Below are 21832 nucleotides of genomic sequence, written 5' to 3' on the forward strand. Positions count from 1 at the left end.
GGGCACCGGTACTTGCATTGACTTCGTAGCTGGTAGTTTTCTTAACAACATCATCGCCTTCTTTAAGGTATTCAACCTCATCTTTAGCTGGGACTTTGACCACTGTCGGTTTTGATGGGACTACTACTGCCGGTTCTTCATGTGGAATGAGGTTACCATCTGTCGAATTCACAGTATAAGTGGTAGTTACTGTTCTAGTGCCTGGAGTACCAGCTACTGTGATTTTTGCTTCACCTTTAGCTTTTGTCGCGTCTTTCTCGTAACGAATACTTGGTTGTATTGGCGTAACCACAACCTTAGATTTAGCACCATCTTTCTTGAATACTTCATTTTTTTCTGTTGGAGTTAAGGCACCGGTACTTACATTGACCGCGTAAGTTATTGTCTTCTTAACAACATCATCGCCTTCTTTGAGGTATTCAACCTCATCTTTAGCTGGGACCTTGACCACTGTAGGAGTTGAAGGTTTGATAACTGGTTTTCCTTCATGTGGAATGAGGTTACCATCTGTAGAATTAACTGTGTAGGTTGTGGTTGCTGTTCTGGTTCCTGGAGTACCAGCTTCTGTGATTTTAGATTCATCTTTGGCTCTTGTAGTGTCTTTCTCGTAACGAATACTTGGTTGTATTGGTGTAACGACAACTGTAGATTTGGCACCATCTTTCTTGAAAACTTCCTCAAGTGTATTTTTAGTAATCTGTCCTGTATCAGGATTTTTCATACTCACAGTTGTTGACTTAATGATGTCATCTCCGCGTTTACTATATACAGCAGTTTCTCCAACTTTTTCTACAGATTTAACTGTTGTAATTTTTTTATCTTGATAACCTGTCCCATCTAAAGAAATTCGTTTTCCAGATATAAACTCTGATCGTCTATTAATCATATCGGCTTCAAAATAAGAACGTGAACTATGACCTCCACTGGTTCGTCCAACATTTATAACAACATCACTATCATTGCTGACACCTTTTCTTATCGTCGAATCATTATCAACAATATAATGAGTCAATTTCCCTGACTTAGCTATTTTTTTGCTATCTAAACCTTTTTGCCAAAATTCACGACCAGAAATAAAGCTTGTCACAACTTTTGGAGCATTAAATGTTGTTCCTTTTTTTAATACATTATTATAAAAGTTTCTATAAGCCAGCTGTTCTTTAGGAGACATGACTCTGCTGTCAGAATATGCCAACTGATAGGCTTCAACCATTGCCCGTTGTACTAAATATCCCCCTAAAGAATGTCCTGTCAAATAAAGATTGGTAATACTCTTATCTTTAGCTAGTTCACGCATGATATTTTCTGCTTCTATCCCCTGTTGAGGATTTCCTCCAGTCCCCAGAGTTATATCTGCTTTAATATCTTTCGCATCACTTGTTCCACGAAACGCTAATACTTGTGCAGTTCCATTTGGTAAATATAAGAAATCACTCTTAGTTTCATACAAGACAGCATCTAGTCCGCTAGATGTATGATAACTTTTCTTCCTTTCCCAATAAGGTCCCAATTCCTTATTCATCATCATATATTCGTAACGCGGCTTCCTATCACCATTCTTTTTATATAACTCTGATTCTGTTAAGGGTTTCTTATGATTCAGCACTCTATCAATATAATTATCATCACGGTAGGACAATTCCATGAACATAATCATATCGCGCTCACTGACATTCCATTTTAATTTTTCATCTGGCTTTTCTTTACTGTCAATAATACCATCACCATCAGTATCTTCTAATAAGGGATGACTATTATAGCCTACATATTTTTTCCCGCCTTTTTCATAAATATAAAGTTCTTCTTTATCCTTCAAGTAATCATCATCTGTATAAGCTTCTGGACTTAACTGAGGGCCGTTTAATAATAAACTGTCAAGCTTATTACCTTCTGAACCGATTACTCCTGCTTTTATTTGCTTAGCATACTCATCAGTTAATTCATACTTTTTAACCTCGGAAGGATTTGATGCTGCTCTCACCGCTGGAGTGCTTGATCTGTCTTCACCCGCCACGAAATCCCTTGTGGTCAAGCTATTATTGCCCATCTCCCCAGATGTCTCAAGTTCTGTAGTCCTTGTAGATATTTTTGGAGTATCCTTTGAAGACGGACTGGAAATATCTCCTCGATTCTCTGACGAACTTTGAGCCTCTTGTTTTTTCTCCACAGTAGGGGTCGAATTCTCCCTTTCAGAGTTAGCCCCTACCTCTGTTGCCAAATTATTTTCCGTAGAAGCCAATACTCCTTGAGTCGGAGCAAACAAGGAAACTCCTATTAATACAGAAGCCACTCCAACAGAAAACTTTCGAATCGAAAAACGTTGACGTTTATTAAAAATATCTTTCATTTTACCAACTTTCTTTCTAACTATTTTTTACAAAATAGAGGCTTCTAATATTTTCCCTTGACAGAATACTAGATCGTTTCTTGACTAAAATGTTAGAGCTTTTCCTCTACTTGGTCATAAGCTACTACATTGATTTCTAATCATAGAAAAAATAGATCGCTTAATATTACTAAAATCAGTGAAATATAAAAAAATGTAAATATTTCACCTCTAACACTGCCATTATACCATAAAAAATCATAACACTCATGTGTTTTAAAAAAGGGTTTGTAAAAAAGTCTTCAAAATCATAAAAAACGCATAATATCAGGCAGTTCATTACAGTCCTTGATACTATGCGTTTTATCTTATACCATTTACTAGATTTGCGACTACTATTGAATTTTTATCCAACTCTGTCAAATCTAGATTTTTTCTTCTTTGATATCAATCACAATCTCTTCTGATTGGTCAAGAGCTTCAGCCTTTTCTTGCCATTGCTCCTTGAGATTATTGAATTGATTTTTTGATGCTTCTGTCGCTTGACGGGCACATGATTTGGCTTGAGCAAGTACACTGTCCACAGTGATTTCACCTGACTCAACCTGTTCTTTGGTTTTCAGAACAAAATCTGTAGCCTGATCCTTAACTTCTGTCAGTTTTTCACAGACCTGCTCCTTGGCATACTCAGGATCTTCTCTCAAATCATCTAGAAAATCTTGAGCCTGACTGCAAACTTGTTTGCCCTTATCGCTTGTTAAAAACAAGGCAAGAGCTGCACCTGAAACGGTTCCTAAAAGGATTGAGGATAGTTTACCCATAAGGATTCTCCTTTTTTATTTTTTGAAAAATTTACTTGCAAGACGAAGAGCTGACAAACTTGCACCAGTCTTGAGTGTTTTTGAACCAGCTGATGAAGCTTTCTTACTCAAGACACGCGCATGGTCATTTAGGTCTGAAACAGATAGAGATAAATCTGCAACAGCATTAAAGAGTGGATCAATCGTTGCCATCTTAACATTGATATCATCTGCCAAGACATTGACCTTAACCAACAACTCATTGGTGTGATGCAAGGTCACATCCACATCTGAAGTCAAGGTTTTAATCGTCTTCTCTGTTTCATCGATAACACGGCCAAGCTTTTGTACAGTAATGATTAGATAGACTAAAAATACAATCAAAGCAAGGGCTACAAGAATATATGCAACTTCTAACATTTAGTTTTCCTCCTCTGTAATATAGTAAGGCGCCTTCTTTCGATTTTGATATAGAATGATAAAAATACCGAGACCAATAAGGACAACTGAAAGCCATTGAGACACTCGAAGTCCAAAGAACATGAGACTATCTGTTCGCATGCCTTCAATAACCATACGACCGAAACCATACCAAATCAAGTAAAAGGCCGTGATATGACCTCGTCTGAGACTCTTCCATTTTCGTCTGAATATCAAAATCAAGGCAAATCCAAGTAGATTCCATAGGGACTCATAAAGGAAGGTCGGTTGACGGTAGCTCCCATCAATATACATCTGGTCACGGATAAAGGCAGGTAGATAATTCAGATTATCCACCGTTGCACCATAAGCTTCTTGGTTAAAGAAATTGCCCCAGCGACCCAAACTTTGGGCAATCATGACGCTAGGTGCTGCAATATCTAGAAAATCCCAAGTGTTAATGAGTTTGCGATCAGCAAAGATATAGAGCACAAGGGCACCAGTTATCAAACCACCGTAAATGGCCAAACCACCATTCCAAATGGCAAAAATCTCTCCCAAATTCTGACTATAATAATCAAAACGGAAAATGACATAGTAGAGACGAGCTCCTAAAATAGACAAGGGAAAGGCTACTAAGATAAAATCTAAAATATCGTCTGGTATGATCTTCTTTCTAGGCGCTTCTTTCATGGTCAAATAAACCGCAAGAATCAAACCTGTCACAATACATAAGGCATACCAACGAATAGCTAGAGGACCTAGATGAATAGCAATTGGATCAAGCATTAGGCACCTCGTTTTGAGCAATAAGATTTGTCAAGCGTTCTTCGAACAAACGCGTCGCATCAAAGCCCATTTCCTTGGCACGATAATTCATGGCAGCAGCCTCAATCACGACAGAGATATTACGACCTGTTTTAACTGGAATACGAATACGAGGAATGGCTACGCCAGAAATTTCTATTTCCTCTGCATTATTTCCCAGACGATCAAAAGTCTTATGTGTATCATAGTTTTCCAAATAAACAGCAAGTTGAACCTGTGAAGAATCCTTGACCGCACTCGCACCGTAGAGACTCATAACATCGATAATCCCAACCCCACGAATTTCAATCAGGTGTCTCAAGATTTCAGCCGGTTCACCCCAAAGAGTAATCTCATCCTTGGCAAAGATATCGACACGGTCATCAGCTACCAAGCGGTGACCACGTTTGACAAGCTCTAAACCTGTCTCACTCTTACCGATTCCACTATCTCCCTGAATCAAGACACCCATCCCATAGATATCCATCAAGACACCGTGCACACTGGTACGTTCTGCCAAACGAGAATCCAGATAGCTAGATAACTCTCCAGACAAACGACTGGTCGCCGTACGGCTGGTTAAAATGGCAATCTTACATTCTCTAGCTGCCTTTAACATTTCCTCTGGAACAACCAAACCACGGGCAACAATGACCGCAGGTGTCTCAGGTAGAAACATTTTTTTCAAGACTTGGTAACGGTTGTGAGAGGACATTGAAACGAGATAGGACCACTCCTTCATTCCCAAGAGTTGGATTCGCTCAGGCGTATAATAGTCAAAATAGCCTGTCATTTCAAGACCAGGTCGCGTAATGTCCGCAGTATTAATTTCCTTTTCAAGTAATTCTGGTTCGCCATAGACAATGTCTAGTCTAAGCTTTTCAATCACTTCTTTTACTAAAACCGACATCATTTCCTCCTTCAAATGAGTTCTTCTCTCTATTATATCAAATTATAGGAGGATATTTGAGATTTTTGCAGGCTTTGAAGTATTTATTTAAAAGAAAAAGACTAGATTTCTCTAGCCTTTCATTTCTAATTAGAATTTTTTACGTTTACGAGCTGCTTCTGATTTACGTTTACGTTTTACAGAAGGTTTTTCATAGAATTCACGTTTGCGTGTTTCTTGAAGAGTACCAGCTTTAGTAACCGCACGTTTGAAACGACGAAGTGCGTCGTCAAGAGATTCATTCTTACGTACTACTGTTTTAGACATTTTTTTCACTCCCTTCAAGTTCAAGATCTATTCTATTTTACACGTAAAAGGAATAATTGTCAAGAAAAAATGCAAGTAAATTTTGATTATCTTCAATTTTAATCTTGTTGTTAATCTTGTTAAAATTGATTAACATTTATAGATGGAAATGATATAATAGTGACACATATTGATTAGCAAAAATTAGTATTATTTAGAAGTGAATCTATAACATGAAAAGAATCATAAAAATTTGCCCTGTGGTCAGTATTTTAGTTGTAATTTGTTTATTGCTAGGAATTCTTACTACCTTTTTGGGAAGTGTAATGTATGACTTATTTGCATTTCATTCAAAGCCAATTTATTGTTGGCAATACTTTAGTGGTACATTTATGCATGGAAGTAAAGAAGCACCAGTATGGTTTATATGGTTTCATTTAGTTTTAAATACTTTAATGTTACTTCCTTTTGGTGGGCTATTGGAGTATAAAAGGGGATCAAAATATGTATTTTTAGTTTTTATTACTTCTATGGTAATATCTTCAATTGTATTCCATATATTAACACAGAATCAAGAAATTCAGGCATCGGGTATCTCTGCTATTGGCTATGCTTTTGTAACGGGTGGGGTGATGAGTATGTTTAGTATATGGAAAAATTTCAATTTAGGATTAAAACTATTTTATATCCTTTTAATCGTTCTATCTCTAACCATGCTTCTACCAAATATAACAGGCTGGATTTCAACCTTTCTTCACATGTCAGGAATTGCCAGTTATATCATGGTTTCCAGCATCAACAACTATCGACTGTCTTAATAAAAATCGTATAGTATCATAAAAAATAGTCAATACGATTATATCACAGTTTACAGACATTTAATAATTTTCTATTGGATACCTTTTTATATGAAATATCGACAACTGTTACGGGGATTTACAGAAAAATTTCTTTTAGTAGGATAGTGAACATTTGAAGTAAAAAACCACTCACTCCAAAGAGCAAGTGGTTTTTATACTTTTTATTTTTCAAGTAGGCTGAGCGCTTCAGCATCTGCAATGATGGTCACATCAGAGTGGTTTTGGAGGCTACTTGCAGGTAGGTTCTCAGTCACTGGACCAGACACTGTTCCAGCAATGGCTTCTGCTTTCGATTCACCGTAAGCAAAGAGAATAATTGACTTGGCATCCAAGATGTTTTTAATCCCCATTGAAATGGCTTGAGTTGGGACGTCTTCAATCTTGTTAAAGAAGCGAGCATTAGCTTCGATAGTAGACTTGTCAAGTTCGACTAGGTGTGTTTGACTGTCAAATGGAGTACCAGGTTCATTAAATCCGATATGTCCATTGCGACCGATTCCCAAGATTTGGAGGTCAACTGGATGGTCAGCCAAAATTTGGTTGTAGCGTTCAACTTCAGCTTCAGCATGATCCTTAACCCCACGAGGCAAGAAACTTTCTTTAAATGGTTTTTGGTTAAACAAGTTTTCTTGCATGAAGTAACGATAAGACTGTGGATTGTCTCCATCAAGTCCTACATACTCATCAAGGTTGACACTGGTTAGATTTGAAAAATCAAGGTCACTCTCAACGATTTCCTTGTAAAATTCAAGTGGGCTACTTCCTGTCGCAAGTCCTAGGGTTTGAGCGCCGTTGGCCAATTTTTCCTTCAAAATCTCAAAAGCAACTTTTCCACCTTCGATTTGGTTTTCAACTTTAATAACTTTCATCTTTTTATCCTCCGTTTCAATCTATATTTATTATATGGTATAGACCAATTTTTGTCAAGTGAAAACGATTTAATTTTCAAAAAAAGAGCGTCCAAACTTGAAACATGTTATAATGGATAAGATTAGAACTTAGAAAGAATGAACAGATATATGAATACAGCTGATTTTGATTTCCACTTACCCGAGGAATTGATTGCCCAAACGCCCCTTGAAAAACGGGACGCTTCTAAACTCCTCATTGTCAACCGTGAGACTGGAGAAATGCAGGATAAACACTTCCACTCTATTATTGATATGCTGGAACCTGGTGACGCCCTTGTCATGAACGACACCCGCGTTCTCCCTGCCCGCCTCTATGGTCAAAAGGAAGAAACTGGAGGTCATGTGGAACTTCTCCTGCTTAAAAATACTAGTGGAGATGAGTGGGAAGTTCTGGCTAAACCTGCCAAACGCCTCAAGGTCGGTACTCGTGTCAGCTTTGGTGATGGTCGCCTCAGCGCTGTTGTTACGGAAGAATTGACTCACGGGGGCCGCATTGTCCGCTTTGAATACCAAGGAATTTTCCTAGAAGTATTGGAAAGTCTGGGAGAAATGCCGCTACCGCCTTATATTCATGAAAAACTGGATGATCGTGAACGCTATCAAACCGTTTACGCCAAGGAAAGTGGCTCTGCTGCAGCACCTACTGCTGGTCTTCACTTCACCAAAGAACTGCTGGCAGAAATCCAAGCTAAAGGTGTTCATCTGGTCTATCTGACCCTCCATGTCGGACTCGGAACCTTTAGACCTGTTTCTGTGGACAATTTGGACGAACACGAAATGCACTCAGAATTCTATCAGCTTTCTGAGGAAGCGGCTGCCACTCTTCGCTCTGTTAAGGAAAATGGTGGTCGTGTCATCGCTGTCGGAACCACTTCTATCCGCACCTTGGAGACTATTGGTTCCAAGTTTGATGGGCAAATCCAGGCAGATTCTGGCTGGACCAATATCTTTATCAAACCTGGATATGAATGGAAGGTTGTCGATGCCTTCTCAACCAACTTCCACCTGCCAAAATCAACTCTGGTCATGTTGGTCTCTGCCTTTGCAGGCCGTGAATTAGTCTTAGATGCCTACCACCATGCCATCCAAGAACACTACCGCTTCTTCAGTTTTGGCGATGCCATGTTTATCTATTAATTTACATAATCAAAAAACGCATATTATCAGGCATTATAAACCTTGATAATATGCGTTTTGTTATGGATAAAGAATTAATTTATTCTAAAGCTCGAATCTTTCAAACTCTGCACACTGGCATTGATCACCGCACCGACAATCAAAATCTTAGCGATGAGAATAAACCAGAACATCATGACCACCACGACGACGGAACTGAAAAAACGCACGTCCACTAGGTGATTGACATAATTGTTAACATAGACTGAAAAGATATTGAGCAGTAAGGCCAGAGTCAATAAGACAAAGGCACTACCTGGCAATACAAAGCGAATCCGTCGGACCTTGACATTAGGCAGAAAATAATAAAGCATGACCAAGATAGCGAAAATCAAGGCATAGACCAAGGGACCTGTTAGGTCTTGCAGATAATCAAAGAGAAGACTATCCGATTTCCAATAGCTTTTGATAAGGTTGAGAAGCATGCGACCAAAGACACTGAGAAAAAGAGCTAAGGCAAAGAGAATCTGCAAGCCAAAACTGACAAACAAACTCATAAGCTGATGGGAAATCATCCCACGATTTTTAGCTACTCCGTAAGCTTTATTAAAGGCTTTCTGTAGGAAATTCATGGATTTTGAAAAGGTCCAGAGGGCTGACAAAACCGCAAAACTCAATAAACCCGTTGACGGTTGGGTCAGCACTTCTGTAATAATCTTTGCCACCACATCATACATGGTATCGGGCAAAAATTCATTGACAACCTTTAAAAAATTGGAAACTGGAATCTGAAAATAAGGGAGGATATTGACCACCACCAAAAGCAGGGGGAAAATCGAAATCAACCAATAGTAGGCTACTGCGACACTGGTCAACTCACTATCTGATGCTTGATAATAATGCAAAAAAGCTTTTACTAAAGGCTTGTCTGTCAGCTCTTTCCACCACTTCTTCATGTCACACTCCTTCACTTATAATCTTGATTAATTTCTTCTTACCAATTCCATCATATCATAAGGTAAGGTATTGGCAGCTTCCTTCAAGGAATAGTTCTCTAAGTTATTGACATTTTGTCGTAACTTCTTGGCATACTTGGTCGTAATCAATCGTTTTTCTTCATATTCGAATATCAACTTGCGCTCCAGATAATAGCCTCTCAGCATTTCATCGATATTGTTAGGCTTGACACGATTGATAACCCGTTCGACAAAGGCACCACTGGTGATGATAGCTGTTTCACGGAGACGAGAATCCTGCATGAAGCTAATCAAGGAACTCTTATAAACCCCTTTTAGGTTCTCCAAACTTTCGATAATCATCTCTGTATTTTCTAGATAAAGCTCTGCGATTTGGTCATAGTCAAGAGCTCTGAGTTTCTGTGATTCTTCATTTTTCCAACTGCGGAAGGTCTTGCCAAAGGTAAAGACTTCGTGAAGGAGAAAACGTAGAATCCGCAAGGAAACAAGGAAGTAATAGGTCAATCGTGAAGCAAACTTGCGATTGATACTTTGTTCCATGTTTTTCAAATAACGTTGGTAAACTCGATAGGCACGCTCACTCATCTTGTCCTCTTCGTAAGCCTGTTCTAAACCATCACTTTCAATACTGAGGATGAGAAGTTTTAAGGCCTCCCAGTCTTCTTGAGCCCCCTTATTTTCTTGACTCAAGATAAGATTCTCTATTCGTCCATGGTAATTGTCAATGGCTGCATAGAGAGGGAGCTTATTTCTGGTGCCTTCCAACTCTTTTTCCAACTCTAGCGTTACTTCATTCAAAATGCCGATATGCATGAGATAATCCTTGCTTTCTTCCTCTTCATCAGAAAGATGAGGCAAGACCACGAGGCCTGTTAAAAAGCTTACAAGCGTCACACCTGCGACAAGGAAAAGTAAGAGAGGATACTCCTGTTCTAGATTACTTGGTATCAGAAGGATCGTAGCAATCGACACCGTTCCCTTGACACCTGAGAAGGTCAAAAGAAGCATGTCCTTCATATACTTATTTAGCTTTTTCTTGAGACGTCTGGTTCTATAGGCATAGTAGCCATAGATCATGACAAAACGAATAGCAAAGAGGACAAAGGTAAGGGCTATAAGAGATCCCAATAAAAGTAAGGGATTATAGATTGGATTGGTCAAGATAGGCTCTGCTATCATTTCCAACTCCATCCCTAAAATCACAAAGACAGAACCGTTCAGCATAAAGTTCACTGTATGCCAGACCGTCTCGGTCACCGTATCCACTTGGGCTTCGAGGAGCGTAATTTTCTTAAAACGACTTGCCTTTAAAATCCCAGCAACTACAACGGCAATAATCCCTGAAACGTGGACTTCTTCTGCCAGGAAGAAGGTTATCAAGGGCAAACTCAATTCTAATAAAAGTTCGCTGGCAATATCCGTTGCTCGTACACTAAGTAAGAAACTATGGAGGAAACGGTTGGTCATGGCTGTTAAAAAGCCAATTAAAAAACCGCCTAGGATTGAAAAGATGAGCGAACTGCTAGCTTGCCCAAGGGAAAAGGCTCCAGTTGTCCAAGCTGTCAAAGCTAGCTGAAAAGCCACCAAACCAGAGGCATCATTCAAGAGTCCTTCACCCTTAAGGATATTAGACACGCGCTTAGGAAAGCTAAACCGCTCCGAAAGAGAGGCAAAGGCCACCAAATCCGTAGGCCCAAGAGCTGCCCCAACAGCCAAGCAAGCTGCCAAGGGAAGACCCAGCCAAAGAAGATGGGCCAAGCCACCCAAACTCAGGGTTGAGATAAAGATCACTGGAAATATGAGATAAACAATGATTCGCCAGTGTTTTAAAATAGCCGTAATATCCGCTTCTTCCGACTCTCGAAAAAGCAAGGGCCCAATAACCAGTGCCAAAAACAACTCTGTATTGAGGTGAAAGTCGGTATTGGGTAAAAAGAGACCAATCACAATTCCCAAAAGAATTTGCACCAAAGGGAGAGGTAAAAAGGGCAGGAGCTTATTGGTTGTACTCGAGACAATCAAGACTAGTAAAAATAGGATGAGGTAAATCAGTAATTCCACGCACGTCCTCCTTAATCTTTTTTACAACAGGATTCAAATATCTCCTTCTGCTCTTTGATTTTTTGGTCAATCTTGGAACAATCTTTATGCTCAATTTTTCTCTGACACCGTTCCATTTCAAGAGCAACTAATTTTTTCTTGATTTTAAGCATTTTTTTGCTCATATGCGCTTGGTCTAGCACGCCCACCGCTCGTTCGTGGTGGGTTGATTCAACAAAATTCTGGCGCATGGCATCCAGCTTTTCACGTAGGTATTGTTTATCCATGTCTATATCTCTCTAATTTTTCAATCATTACTAAAAATGGTGGGTTGTTTACTTGATTTAAAGTTCGGTAAATGGCAGCTGTGTACTCTTGTTGGTTCAACTGGCTAACAAAATCCAAGACAGCATCCCTCTCGAGATCTCCTCCATTATGACCGTAGTAGATCATGATAGCAATCCGTCCCCCTTTGACAAGCAAATGACACAGCTTTTCTAATGCTTCAATCGTCGTCTGTGGTCGGGTAATGACTGACTTATCAGCTGATGGCAGATAGCCCAGATTAAAAATCCCTGCCTTGGCTTCTGTCACAAACTGGGCCAGTGTCTCATGTCCTTGCAAGATTAACTGGGCATTTGTCAGGCCAGCCTGATGCAAACGCTCTTGGGTCTTTTCCAAGGCTTGCTCCTGAATATCAAAGGCATAGACGTGCTTGGCTAGCTTGGCCAGAAAAAGCGTGTCATGGCCATTTCCCATAGTCGCATCCACTACGATATCGTCTTTTGTCACTACCTCAGCTAAAAAATCATGTGCCATCTCAAGTGGTCTTTTCATTTTCAAACTCCTGTTTTACAGTCTTGCATCCTTGAACACTTCCACGACGTAGCATTTCCATCTCAATGCTGTTGAGGACTTCCCATTTATTGAGGCTCCACATAGGCCCAATCAGCATATCTCTAGGTGCATCTCCTGTGATTCGATGGATGACAATATGTTTGGGAATGATTTCCAGTTGGTCACAGATGACCTTAACATATTCATCCTGACTCATCAACTGCAAGCGTCCTTCGTGGTAATCTCGTTGCATACGAGTATTTGTCATAAGATGGAGCAAATGCAGTTTAATCCCTTGAATATCGTTATCCGTGACACAGCGACGGACATTTTCAATCATCATCTCATGGGTTTCACCAGGCAAGCCATTGATCAGATGAGAAACAATCTCAATCTTAGGATACTTTCTCAAACGCTTAACCGTTTCCACGTACAATTCATAGGAATGAGCACGGTTAATCAGGTCAGAGGTTGCTTCATAAGTGGTCTGCAAGCCCAATTCAACCGTCACATGCATGCGCTCCGACAACTCAGCCAAATACTCGATAGTTTCGTCTGGTAAACAATCTGGCCGTGTTCCGATATTGATTCCTACTACACCTGGCTCATTGATAGCCTGCTCATAGCGCTCTCGGATGACTTCCACCTTTTCATGGGTGTTGGTAAAATTTTGAAAATAAACCAGATACTTCTGCACATCTGGCCACTTACGATGCATGAAGTCAATTTCCTTATAAAATTGCTCACGGATAGGCGCATCCGGTGCCACAATGGCATCTCCAGAACCAGAAACCGTACAAAAAGTACAGCCCCCATGAGCCACCGTTCCATCACGATTGGGACAGTCAAATCCCGCATCAATAGGGACTTTAAAGGTCTTTTCTCCAAAGAGTTTTCGATAATAATCATTCAAGGTATTATAAGATTTCATAACTTCCATTATAACAAAAAACACCCACAATCTCAAAAGCCTGACTTTCCTATAAATTCCTCTGTTTCTCGTTTCCATTAGCGATTTTTTATGATACAATATGGTTATGATTTTAATGAAATTAGCATCTATTTTATTATTGATACTGACCTTAGTCGTCTGCATTATCATAACCAAACTTTTTAGATTAAAAAAACTAGGACGAAACTTTGCGGATTTGGCTTTTCCAGTCTTGGTATTTGAGTACTACCTAATCACAGCTAAAACCTTTACCCATAACTTCCTTCCTAGACTGGGCCTAACCCTCTCACTCCTAGCTATTATTCTCGTTTTTTTCTTCCTTTTAAAAAAACGTAGCTTTTACTATCCTAAATTCATCAAGTTCTTCTGGCGTGCAGGATTCTTATTAACCCTTGTCATGTATATCGAGATGATTGTTGAATTGATGGTTCAGAAATAGAAAACTAAATCGAAAACACCTCAATCAAACTAAAATACAGTGATTGAAGTGTTTTTTCTTTATATCTTTTTTAATAATTCTTATACTCAATGAAAATCAAAAAGCAAACTAGGAAGCTAGTCACAGGTTGCTAAAAGCACTGCTTTTAGGTTGTAGATAGAACTGACGAAGTCAGTAACATATATACGGCAAGGCGAAGCTGACGTAGTTTGAAGAGATTTTCGAAGAGTATTATTTTCCTTCTTTATCAGGAAATAGATAGCCAATACCTACACAAGCTAGCACACCTGCTCCAATCACCAAACCACTTGAAATTGGCAAAAGGTCCAAAATTGCATTCGCAATAATAAAGGCAATAATCAAACACATCAGACTAGCCTTGTAATCCTTTTTCAAAAGATTCTCTAGAGTGAAAAAGAGGAACAAGCCTACCGGAATCAATGACCAGAGGTTAATGTCCAAACTTGGCCAGCCAACAGAACCAAAATACACTACTGTCGCTGCTGCTACTAAAAATACAAGCCCCAATAATTTTTTCATTTCTTTATCTCCAATTTCGTTTTTAGGAACTTGAGTTGTCTAATACTGCCCCCCTCACGTCCTTTACACAAATCATTATAGCAGAGGTCAGTTTCAAGAACAAGTTCTTTTGCCTATCTGGTCTCTATATCGGTCTAAATGGTTCAATAATTAAGAAAAAAAGAAACCCAGTAAAATGAGTTCCTTCACTTTGCCGATTGCAGGGGTTGAACCTGTGACCTTCGCGTTACGAGTGCGGTGCTCTACCAACTGAGCTAAATCGGCGATTACACTTACAGTATAGCACTCTGAGAATAGATGTCAAGGAATTTTCATCTCTACTTGAAAAAGCCTGTCCTGAGACAAGGCTTTGAGTTTCTTCCTATTAGGATCCTGCACTTTCGTAGGAATCCAAGCCCCTGTCCCATAGTTTCAAGGAAATAGCAAAAAAGACAAGGGAAATCAAAATCAAACCTCCGATGTTAAAAATCACATCCTTGTCCTGCAAGAAATAACTAGCAGGATAGTAGGCCGTAAAGGCAAAAGGCACGATAAAGCTAATCAACCAACGAAGAGCTGAATTATAAATTGAAATGGGATACTTGGCAAAATCATTAAACATATAGAAAATGTAAATCATGGCGCCTGACTGCTTGGTCCAAAAAGCAATACTAGCTGTCGCGATTTTCAAGGAAGTATAAATCAAGGTCGCAAAAGGAATACAAACTAGGAAAAGCAGGAATTTTGGAAGCGTCCAAGCAATGCTGGTCACAGTTGTTCCCAATAAAATACCACCGACTAAGAGTTCGCCCAAGGCATCAATCTGAAAGGTCTCTACCAAAATATGAAAGAGAGGATTGATAGGACGAGTCAGATACTTGTCAAAATCTCCCTTTCTCACCAAGCGTTGTCCCAATGCCCAGAGATTATCAAAAAAGAGATGGTCCAAGCCCTTGGGAATCAAGGAAAAGCCATAGATAAAGGCGATTTCTTGAAAAGTCCAGCCTTCTAGCGAGGGGATATGTTGAAAAATGACATTGAGAAACAAGAGATTCAAGCCTTGAGTCAAAAAAACTCCCAAGACACCAACCACAAAATCGACCTTGTACTCCATAATTTGCTTGATGTATTGTCTGATAAAAATCAGATGCATACGCTGATATTTTTTCATACTAACCTCCCTGAATGGTAATGAATGACTGGACTCGTTTCCAAATCAACTGAGACAAGCCCACCATCACTATAAGCCAGAAAAACTGCAAAGCGAGCGCCTGAAGAATCTGACTGACATCGTATTTCCCAACAATAATCATGACTGGAGTGTAAATCAAGGATGAAAAAGGCAGGAAGGACAGAATATCTGAAACAAGCTTTGGAAAGAAAGCCAAGGGAATCAAACTTCCAGACATAAAAGCCACTATAGAAGTCTTAAGTAGGTTGGAACCCCAAAGATTTTTAAACACAAAGGCAGAAAATCCAAAGCAGATATTAAAGAAAAAGTTAATCAGATAAGCTAGCGTTAGACTAAAGAGATAAAGGACAGTTAATCCCAGCACTTCTACAACACCTTGCCCAGACATGATTTTCATCAAGACAATGACACTTAAAAATGGAAGGCCAACGCTGATAAAAATCAACCACTTGGAGCCAAGCTCGGTAAAGAGGTAAGAAGCCGCAAAATGCACTGGTCGCAACAAGCGCATGATGATGGAACCATCCTTGACCTCCTCCCCAATCATAAAGGACGAATCTGACCTAGTCAGAAGATTGGTCACAAAACTCATGATGATGTAGAGGGTGATATCTGCCATACTAAAGCCCTGAATCAAAGACTCCTGTGAGGAATCAAAGACAGCCTTCCAGAGATAAAAGGCCACAAAAGCCCCCATGACATCCCCAATCCGATAGAGAATAAAGTTGACTCGATAGGTGATCAATTCCTGAACACCTGCATTTATAAAGGGATTATAACGTTTCCACAATTTGACCATTTTAGAGCTCCTTTCGATAGAAGCGGCGGATAATATCCTCGATATCCGTATCCACCATCTTCAAATCGCGGATTTCAAAATCAGACAGGGTTTGCTTGATAATGTCAGCTGACTGGTAGCGAGAACTATCGAATTCAATGTTGAGGCTATTCCCCTGTCTATCAATTGTCATATCCGAAAAGCCTTCATAGTGAGAAAGGAGATGACTTTGACCTGGTAGCAGTTCAAAGGAGAGCGTCTTCATCTTTCCAAAGGTCTCCTTGAGTTGGCTCACCGTTCCATCAAAAATTTCCTGCCCCTTGTCTATCATAAAAATCCGATCACAGAGTTGCTCAATGTCGCTCAGGTCGTGAGTGGTCAAGAGAATGGTGGTTTCTTCCTCCTGATTGATCTGAGTAATAGCCCGACGAATGTTATCCTTGACCGAAACGTCCAAACCAATGGTCGGTTCATCTAAAAAGAGAACCTTGGGATTGTGGAGCAAGGAAGCCGCAATATCCGCCCGCATCCGTTGACCCAGTGAAAGAGTCCGCACAGGATCCTTGATAAAGTCCTTCAAATCCAAGACTTCATTCAAAAAATCCATGCGCTTATGAAAGAGCGAGTCTGGCACATCGTAAATCTCTTTTAAGACCGTGTAGGTCTCTTGCAGTGCCAAATCCCACCACAGCTGGGTGCGTTGTCCAAAAACAACCCCAATATCCTTGACATAATCTTGGCGATTATCCTGGGGAATCTTGCCATTAATCCGACAAAAACCAGATGTCGGTTTCAAAATCCCGGTCAGCATTTTAATGGTTGTCGACTTCCCTGCACCATTGGCCCCAATAAAGCCTAAAATTTGCCCCTTGGGCACCTCAAAGGTCAAATCCTTGACCGCTTCAAAGGTCTGTTTTTCAGGATGAATAAAGGAGCGTAATGCCCCCTTCAATCCCGGTTCCTTAACTGTCTTCACAAAATTTTTCTGAAGATGTTCCACTTCTATCATTGCCATATCTATCTCCCTATGGTAAGGAATAGCAACATTGTGTTTTTGACTACAAATATTCTAAATCCTTACTTTCTACACCTTCTCAATATTATTACAAAAAGCTTTATACCAACCTATTATAGTCCAATAAAAACTAGAATGCAAGCGTTTGCCTACAGTTTGTGAAATTGAAAATTTTTCTCTTAAAGTGGTATTTTTATACTCAATGAAAATCAAAGAGCAAACTAGGAAGCTAGATGCAGGTAGCTCAAAGCACAGCTTTGAGGTTGCAGATAAAGCTGACGTGGTTTGAAGAGATTTTCGAAGAGTATTAGTCCAAAATTCTGGCATGATAGTTTCCTTAAAACACCAAAAAACCCACCCAATGGGCAGGCTGGTGGATAAGAAAAAGAATTTTTTTAATCGAAAAAACTCTCGATTTTACTGTTAATCCTTCAGCATTTAATTATTGTCATCAGTCTAAAATGATTTTTAACCCCTCAATTATTCTTTAAAAAATCTTCAATACGAGAAACAACCTCATGATTTTTATAATGATAAAGGTCGTGTGGTACATCCATATATATGACTTTCACATTAGACTGTTCACTAGCAAATTTCTCTGAAAAATGCTGCCATTCTGATTGACCAAAACTAGTGCCTTGACCGTTAGACACCAGTAGTAAGGTGGGAATTTTCGGATTAATGTTTGAGGGAACTTTCTTGGCATTTTCTTTTACCGTTTGGGATTCATGAAGCATGGCTTGTGACATCAACTGCTTATAAGCTAGAAGTTTATATTGTTTTCGTTCACTTTCGATCAGGGTTGGATTTTTTATATAAAAGGACTCAGGGAAGTAGCGTAATAAGCCAATCTTGCTGCTCCAATAGACTATAGTAAGCAAGGCCTGATTGTCCTTTAAATTCTCATAACTAGCTGGCAGTGCCCAATCTAACCCAATCAAGATTTTCACTTCATCAGGATATTTTTCCTGCCAAGCTAAACTCTCAAGACTAGCCATGGAATGAGACAAAATGATAAAAGGACCTTTGACATTTGCTTGTGAAAGAGCTTGACGCGTCTCAGACAAAACCTCCATCACATCTCTTGAATGATTGCTATCATCACTATAACCATATCCTGCTCGCTCCACGATGACTACCTTATACCGTTTCGATAAGGATTCCGATACTTCTTTAAAGTCCAATATAGGAGAAGCAATACCAGCACCTGAGAGAACTACTATAGTCTCAGGACCATTCCCTTCAACGTAAACATTTATTTGATGTCCATCGACGAGAACTTGTTGTCCCATAGGTGTCAGTGAGGCTTGTTCTTTTTCCAAACTGATACGGTGAAAGATGAATGTAGCCGCTAGAAACAAAAGAATGAAACTAAGAAAGGCAAGACTACATTGTTTTAGTTTTTTCATAGCATTATTGTACAAAAAATAGAACCTTTTAGCAACTTAATATTGGTTCATCTACAATATATTCACACCAAAAAACCCACCCTCATGGGCAGGTTTCATCTGTATTATTCAGCTAGATTATGCTTTACCTTCTGAACCGAATACGTCGATACGTTCTTCAACTGATGCTTGGATAGCTTTTACACCGTCAGCCAAGAATTTACGTGGGTCGAAGAGTTTTTTCTTGTCGTATTCTGCTTCGTTTGCTTCGTAGTCACGAGCAAATTTACGAGTTGCGTTAGCGAATGCGATTTGGCATTCAGTGTTAACGTTAACTTTTGCAACACCAAGTTTGATAGCTGCTTGGATTTGCTCATCAGGAATACCTGAACCACCGTGCAATACGATTGGGAATCCTGGAACAGCTTCAGTCAATTTTTGCAAGTGATCAAGGTGAAGACCTTTCCAGTTTTCTGGGTAAGGACCGTGGATGTTACCGATACCAGCTGCCAAGAAGTCGATACCAGTTTCAACCATTGCTTTAGCGTCTTCGATTGGAGCCAATTCACCATCACCGATGATTCCGTCTTCTTCACCACCGATAGTACCAACTTCAGCTTCCACTGATACACCATTTGCATGAGCAAATTCTACAACTTTACGAGCTTTTTCAAGGTTTTCTTCAACTGGAAGGTGTGAACCATCAAACATAACTGAAGTATAACCAACTCGGATACACTCAAGTGCATCTTCGTAGTGACCGTGGTCAAGGTGGATAGCTACTGGTACAGTGATACCCATTGATTCAACAAGGTTAGCGATCAAGTTGCGAGCAACTTTGTAACCACCCATGTATTTAGCAGCACCCATTGAAGTTTGGATCAAAACTGGAGCTTTTTTAGCTTCTGCTGCACGCAAGATAGCTTGAGTCCACTCAAGGTTGTTTGTGTTAAATCCACCAACTGCATAACCGTTGTCACGAGCTGCTTGGACAAATTTTTCTGCTGAAACGATTGCCATTTTATCAGGCCTCCTGTATATTTTTATGGGTCATCCCATTTACATTGTTCATTTTATCACTTTTTGACAAAAAAATCTAGTTTTTCCCGCAGTTTCGATTGAATTTCTTCTAGCTTCATCTATGTAAACCCTTTCTTTTTCTAGTCTTGGACGACTTTTGGAAAAGCTATGAAGAAGGTCAAACGATTCTCCTTCATCTCAAAACGATAAGCTAATTTTTCATGTTCTAATAGACTCTTAACCACAAAGAGCCCCATCCCAGACCCCTTGGCCTTGCGACTAGCATTGTCAGAAAAAGACTGGGCTAGTTTTTCTTGTTCTTCTGAGCTACAGCTATTTTCTATAAAAAGTTCCCCTTCTCTTTCTCCAATGCCAACTAAGCCACCTGGAGCAGAATGCTTGATGGCGTTGCTGATGAGATTAGATAGGATCAATTTCATCACAGATGGATTTAGATAAGCCTGCTGATGGGACAAGCTATTATCAATCTGAAGCTCTCTTTCCTTGGCTAGCAAGGCATAATCCTTGACTAGACTTTGCGTCATCTGGTATAAGTCAATTTGTTCCCTATCATCTCGCAATTCCTGCACAGACGAGAGAGAAAGTATCTGGAGAACGTGGTGATTGAGCTCATCCACAATCCCCAAGGCAACTCCTAGATAGTAGTCTCTATCCTTATAACGACCGACATTTTCTTTCATGTTTTCGATCAGGATTTTCAAACTAGCCAGCGGTGTTTTCAATTCATGAGAAGCCCCTCGTAGGAATTCGACCTTCATCTTTTCCAGCTGGAGAATGGCTTCATTCTTGTCATGCAAGTCCGCAATGACAGTCAAAAGATGCTGGTAGAGGCTATTGATTTGTTCCTTGAGATCACCAATCTCATCTCTAGAATCCACTTGCAATCGCACTTGGGTATCTAGTTCCATCATCCGACGGGTCACTCGCTTGATTTCCAAAATCGGGGCAACAATGGTCCGAGCATAGATATAGGCCACCAAGAGGGAAATCAGAAAGGATGCCAGCAAGGTATAGGGAAGAAACTGGAGACTGATTTGCTCTGCTTCCTTTTGCAAATCCATGGAAACTAGAAACTGGAGAGTCATGGTACCACCGTCTTGCGTTGTCACCTCGCGCTCCTCAATAAAGATAGAAGTGGTTTGACTGCCCGTATCCAGTGGAAGACTGTCCTTGACTTCTAACTTGTCCTCGGTCATCTCACCCTTGATCGCCCCCTTAATCTCACTGGTCTGGGAATACAAGTCTAACACTTGCTCGATGCTCTGCCTATCCTTTCCTTCTAGGGACTGGGCAATGGCTGTCGCTTTCTGACCAATGGTTTCCTGACGGTGGCTCAGATAAGTCGAAGGAAAGAGAAAATAAATAGCTAAATGAAGGCAGATAACCAGAACACTAAAAATCGAGAAGGTATAGATAAATATCTTTGTAAATAAACCTGTTCGTTTCATTTTCGCTCCAATTTATAACCAACATTGCGCACAGTGAGGATGCAGTCCAGGTCTAGCTTTTTCCGCAATTCCTTGATATAGACATCAATGACACGGTCAAAGGGAACCTCATCTGTCACCTTCCATACGGCATCGATTATCTGAGATCGGGTCAAGGCCCGTCCTTCATTTTTCACCAGATAGTCTAAAATTTCCAACTCTTTGGCATTGATGGCTACTTCTTGACCTGCTAGGCTTGCGCTGTAGCTTTCAAAGTCCACCTTGGCATCTTTGTAAGAAAAGACGCGTCCCATATCGTAATAGCGCTTGAAAATCGCGTCCACTCTCACTTTTAAGAGGGAGAGGGAGAAGGGTTTTTCCAGATAGCCATCTGCCAGAGAGGCAAAGGCACTCATCTTGTATTCTTCATCCTGAAAGGCGGTCAACATCAAGACAGGGACCTGACTTGTTTTACGAATCTCAGCTAGGACTTCTAGACCATTGAGCTTGGGCATCTGGATATCCAGTAGAACCAAAGCTACTTCATAGCTGGAAAATTTTTCTAAGGCTTCTTGACCGTCTGCGGCTTCAATGGTTTCATAACCACAATCCGTCAAATAATCACTGACCCCCTCACGGATCATCTCTTCATCTTCTACAATTAAAATTTTCATACTTTAACTGCTCTCTTTTTTTTATTTTTCTTATACTCAATGAAAATCAAAAAGCAAACTAGGAAGCTAGCCACAGATTGCTCAAAGCACTGCTTTGAGGTTGTAGATAGAACTGACA

24 protein-coding genes and 1 tRNA gene are annotated in these 21832 nt (G+C 40.0%); 3 read left to right on the forward strand and 22 right to left on the reverse strand.

All coding sequences use genetic code 11. The annotated features are described in order from the left end of the window. The 6 genes from HMPREF1048_RS03375 to rpsU all read right to left on the reverse strand — a co-directional run. On the reverse strand, positions 1–2347 hold a 2347-nt coding region (locus HMPREF1048_RS03375), incomplete at its 3' end, for a YSIRK-type signal peptide-containing protein (RefSeq protein ID WP_000651645.1). Between the two features lie 404 nt (positions 2348–2751). Beyond that, positions 2752–3147, reverse strand: a complete 396-nt coding sequence (locus tag HMPREF1048_RS03380; RefSeq protein WP_000517367.1) for a YtxH domain-containing protein — start codon at positions 3145–3147, stop codon at positions 2752–2754. 15 nt (positions 3148–3162) lie between these two features. Further along, positions 3163–3546 carry a DUF948 domain-containing protein gene (locus HMPREF1048_RS03385; protein WP_000895047.1) on the reverse strand — a complete coding sequence of 128 codons (384 nt, stop codon included), beginning with the start codon at positions 3544–3546 and terminating at the stop codon, positions 3163–3165. Beyond that, positions 3547–4335 carry a prolipoprotein diacylglyceryl transferase gene (gene lgt, locus HMPREF1048_RS03390; protein ID WP_000886655.1) on the reverse strand — a complete coding sequence of 263 codons (789 nt, stop codon included), beginning with the start codon at positions 4333–4335 and terminating at the stop codon, positions 3547–3549. Beyond that, a complete protein-coding gene (gene hprK / locus HMPREF1048_RS03395) occupies positions 4328–5263 on the reverse strand; it encodes an HPr(Ser) kinase/phosphatase (RefSeq protein ID WP_000115155.1) in 936 nt (311 codons plus the stop codon). The genes lgt and hprK overlap by 8 nt, the downstream gene beginning before the upstream one ends. Positions 5264–5392: 129 nt before the next feature. Next, on the reverse strand, positions 5393–5569 hold the full coding sequence (rpsU, locus tag HMPREF1048_RS03400) for a 30S ribosomal protein S21 (RefSeq protein WP_000048054.1): 177 nt from the start codon (positions 5567–5569) through the stop codon (positions 5393–5395). A gap of 212 nt (positions 5570–5781) precedes the next feature. On the opposite strand from rpsU, the gene HMPREF1048_RS03405 reads away from it, so the two are divergent. Then, positions 5782–6366: a rhomboid family intramembrane serine protease gene (locus tag HMPREF1048_RS03405; protein WP_000821240.1), complete on the forward strand. Its 585-nt coding sequence runs from the start codon at positions 5782–5784 to the stop codon at positions 6364–6366. 203 nt (positions 6367–6569) lie between these two features. On the opposite strand, the gene HMPREF1048_RS03410 is transcribed toward HMPREF1048_RS03405, so the two are convergent. Then, positions 6570–7277, reverse strand: coding sequence for a glucosamine-6-phosphate deaminase (locus HMPREF1048_RS03410; protein ID WP_000864589.1), 708 nt, complete (start codon positions 7275–7277; stop codon positions 6570–6572). Positions 7278–7427: 150 nt separating this feature from the next. On the opposite strand from HMPREF1048_RS03410, the gene queA reads away from it, so the two are divergent. Next, positions 7428–8456 carry a tRNA preQ1(34) S-adenosylmethionine ribosyltransferase-isomerase QueA gene (queA, locus tag HMPREF1048_RS03415; protein WP_001090144.1) on the forward strand — a complete coding sequence of 343 codons (1029 nt, stop codon included), beginning with the start codon at positions 7428–7430 and terminating at the stop codon, positions 8454–8456. A gap of 74 nt (positions 8457–8530) precedes the next feature. On the opposite strand, the gene HMPREF1048_RS03420 is transcribed toward queA, so the two are convergent. Genes HMPREF1048_RS03420 through mnmL form a run of 5 tightly spaced genes read right to left on the reverse strand, consistent with a single transcriptional unit; the run spans position 8531 to position 13229 of the window. Continuing rightward, positions 8531–9391 (reverse strand): YihY/virulence factor BrkB family protein, encoded by an 861-nt coding sequence (locus HMPREF1048_RS03420; protein ID WP_000759529.1) that lies wholly within the window; start codon positions 9389–9391, stop codon positions 8531–8533. A 27-nt stretch (positions 9392–9418) separates the two neighbouring features. After that, positions 9419–11473 (reverse strand): cation:proton antiporter, encoded by a 2055-nt coding sequence (locus HMPREF1048_RS03425; RefSeq protein WP_000421665.1) that lies wholly within the window; start codon positions 11471–11473, stop codon positions 9419–9421. 11 nt (positions 11474–11484) lie between these two features. After that, positions 11485–11739, reverse strand: a complete 255-nt coding sequence (locus HMPREF1048_RS03430; RefSeq protein WP_000361085.1) for a hypothetical protein — start codon at positions 11737–11739, stop codon at positions 11485–11487. Next, entirely contained in the window at positions 11732–12289 is a 558-nt protein-coding gene (mnmM, locus tag HMPREF1048_RS03435; protein WP_000828406.1) for a tRNA 5-(aminomethyl)-2-thiouridylate-methyltransferase MnmM, read from the reverse strand. The genes HMPREF1048_RS03430 and mnmM overlap by 8 nt, the downstream gene beginning before the upstream one ends. Continuing rightward, the gene (gene mnmL / locus HMPREF1048_RS03440) at positions 12273–13229 is read right to left on the reverse strand and encodes a tRNA modification radical SAM protein MnmL/YtqA (protein WP_004248279.1); all 957 of its coding nucleotides are present in this window, start codon (positions 13227–13229) and stop codon (positions 12273–12275) included. Before mnmL ends, mnmM begins: the two co-directional genes overlap by 17 nt. 91 nt (positions 13230–13320) lie before the next feature. Between mnmL and HMPREF1048_RS03445 the strand changes: the two genes are divergently transcribed. Continuing rightward, entirely contained in the window at positions 13321–13680 is a 360-nt protein-coding gene (locus HMPREF1048_RS03445; RefSeq protein ID WP_000245038.1) for a DUF3397 domain-containing protein, read from the forward strand. A 231-nt stretch (positions 13681–13911) separates the two neighbouring features. Here HMPREF1048_RS03445 and HMPREF1048_RS03455 read toward each other — a convergent pair whose 3' ends face one another. The 10 genes from HMPREF1048_RS03455 to vncR form a co-directional block, all read right to left on the reverse strand. Next, positions 13912–14220: a hypothetical protein gene (locus tag HMPREF1048_RS03455; RefSeq protein ID WP_000734667.1), complete on the reverse strand. Its 309-nt coding sequence runs from the start codon at positions 14218–14220 to the stop codon at positions 13912–13914. A gap of 191 nt (positions 14221–14411) precedes the next feature. Then, positions 14412–14484: transfer RNA gene (locus HMPREF1048_RS03460), tRNA-Thr, on the reverse strand. 100 nt (positions 14485–14584) lie between these two features. Beyond that, positions 14585–15370: an ABC transporter permease gene (locus tag HMPREF1048_RS03465; RefSeq protein ID WP_000760719.1), complete on the reverse strand. Its 786-nt coding sequence runs from the start codon at positions 15368–15370 to the stop codon at positions 14585–14587. A 1-nt stretch (position 15371) separates the two neighbouring features. Then, the gene (locus tag HMPREF1048_RS03470; RefSeq protein ID WP_000240145.1) at positions 15372–16190 is read right to left on the reverse strand and encodes an ABC transporter permease; all 819 of its coding nucleotides are present in this window, start codon (positions 16188–16190) and stop codon (positions 15372–15374) included. Position 16191: 1 nt separating this feature from the next. Continuing rightward, the gene (locus HMPREF1048_RS03475; protein ID WP_001240787.1) at positions 16192–17184 is read right to left on the reverse strand and encodes an ABC transporter ATP-binding protein; all 993 of its coding nucleotides are present in this window, start codon (positions 17182–17184) and stop codon (positions 16192–16194) included. A 69-nt stretch (positions 17185–17253) separates the two neighbouring features. Continuing rightward, positions 17254–17511: a hypothetical protein gene (locus tag HMPREF1048_RS13300; protein ID WP_001113890.1), complete on the reverse strand. Its 258-nt coding sequence runs from the start codon at positions 17509–17511 to the stop codon at positions 17254–17256. A 149-nt stretch (positions 17512–17660) separates the two neighbouring features. Continuing rightward, the gene (locus HMPREF1048_RS03485; protein WP_000734357.1) at positions 17661–18593 is read right to left on the reverse strand and encodes an alpha/beta fold hydrolase; all 933 of its coding nucleotides are present in this window, start codon (positions 18591–18593) and stop codon (positions 17661–17663) included. A gap of 117 nt (positions 18594–18710) precedes the next feature. Then, entirely contained in the window at positions 18711–19592 is an 882-nt protein-coding gene (locus tag HMPREF1048_RS03490; protein WP_001019006.1) for a class II fructose-bisphosphate aldolase, read from the reverse strand. 140 nt (positions 19593–19732) lie between these two features. Then, complete coding sequence (gene vncS / locus HMPREF1048_RS03495; protein ID WP_000831376.1) at positions 19733–21061, reverse strand: sensor histidine kinase VncS; 1329 nt, start codon at positions 21059–21061, stop codon at positions 19733–19735. Further along, positions 21058–21714 carry a response regulator transcription factor VncR gene (gene vncR / locus HMPREF1048_RS03500; RefSeq protein ID WP_000697953.1) on the reverse strand — a complete coding sequence of 219 codons (657 nt, stop codon included), beginning with the start codon at positions 21712–21714 and terminating at the stop codon, positions 21058–21060. Before vncR ends, vncS begins: the two co-directional genes overlap by 4 nt. Positions 21715–21832 lie beyond the last annotated feature (118 nt).

The sequence above is a fragment of the Streptococcus mitis SK575 genome (genome assembly GCF_000257865.1).
In the GTDB taxonomy this organism is placed as follows: Bacteria; Bacillota; Bacilli; order Lactobacillales; family Streptococcaceae; genus Streptococcus; species Streptococcus mitis_CQ.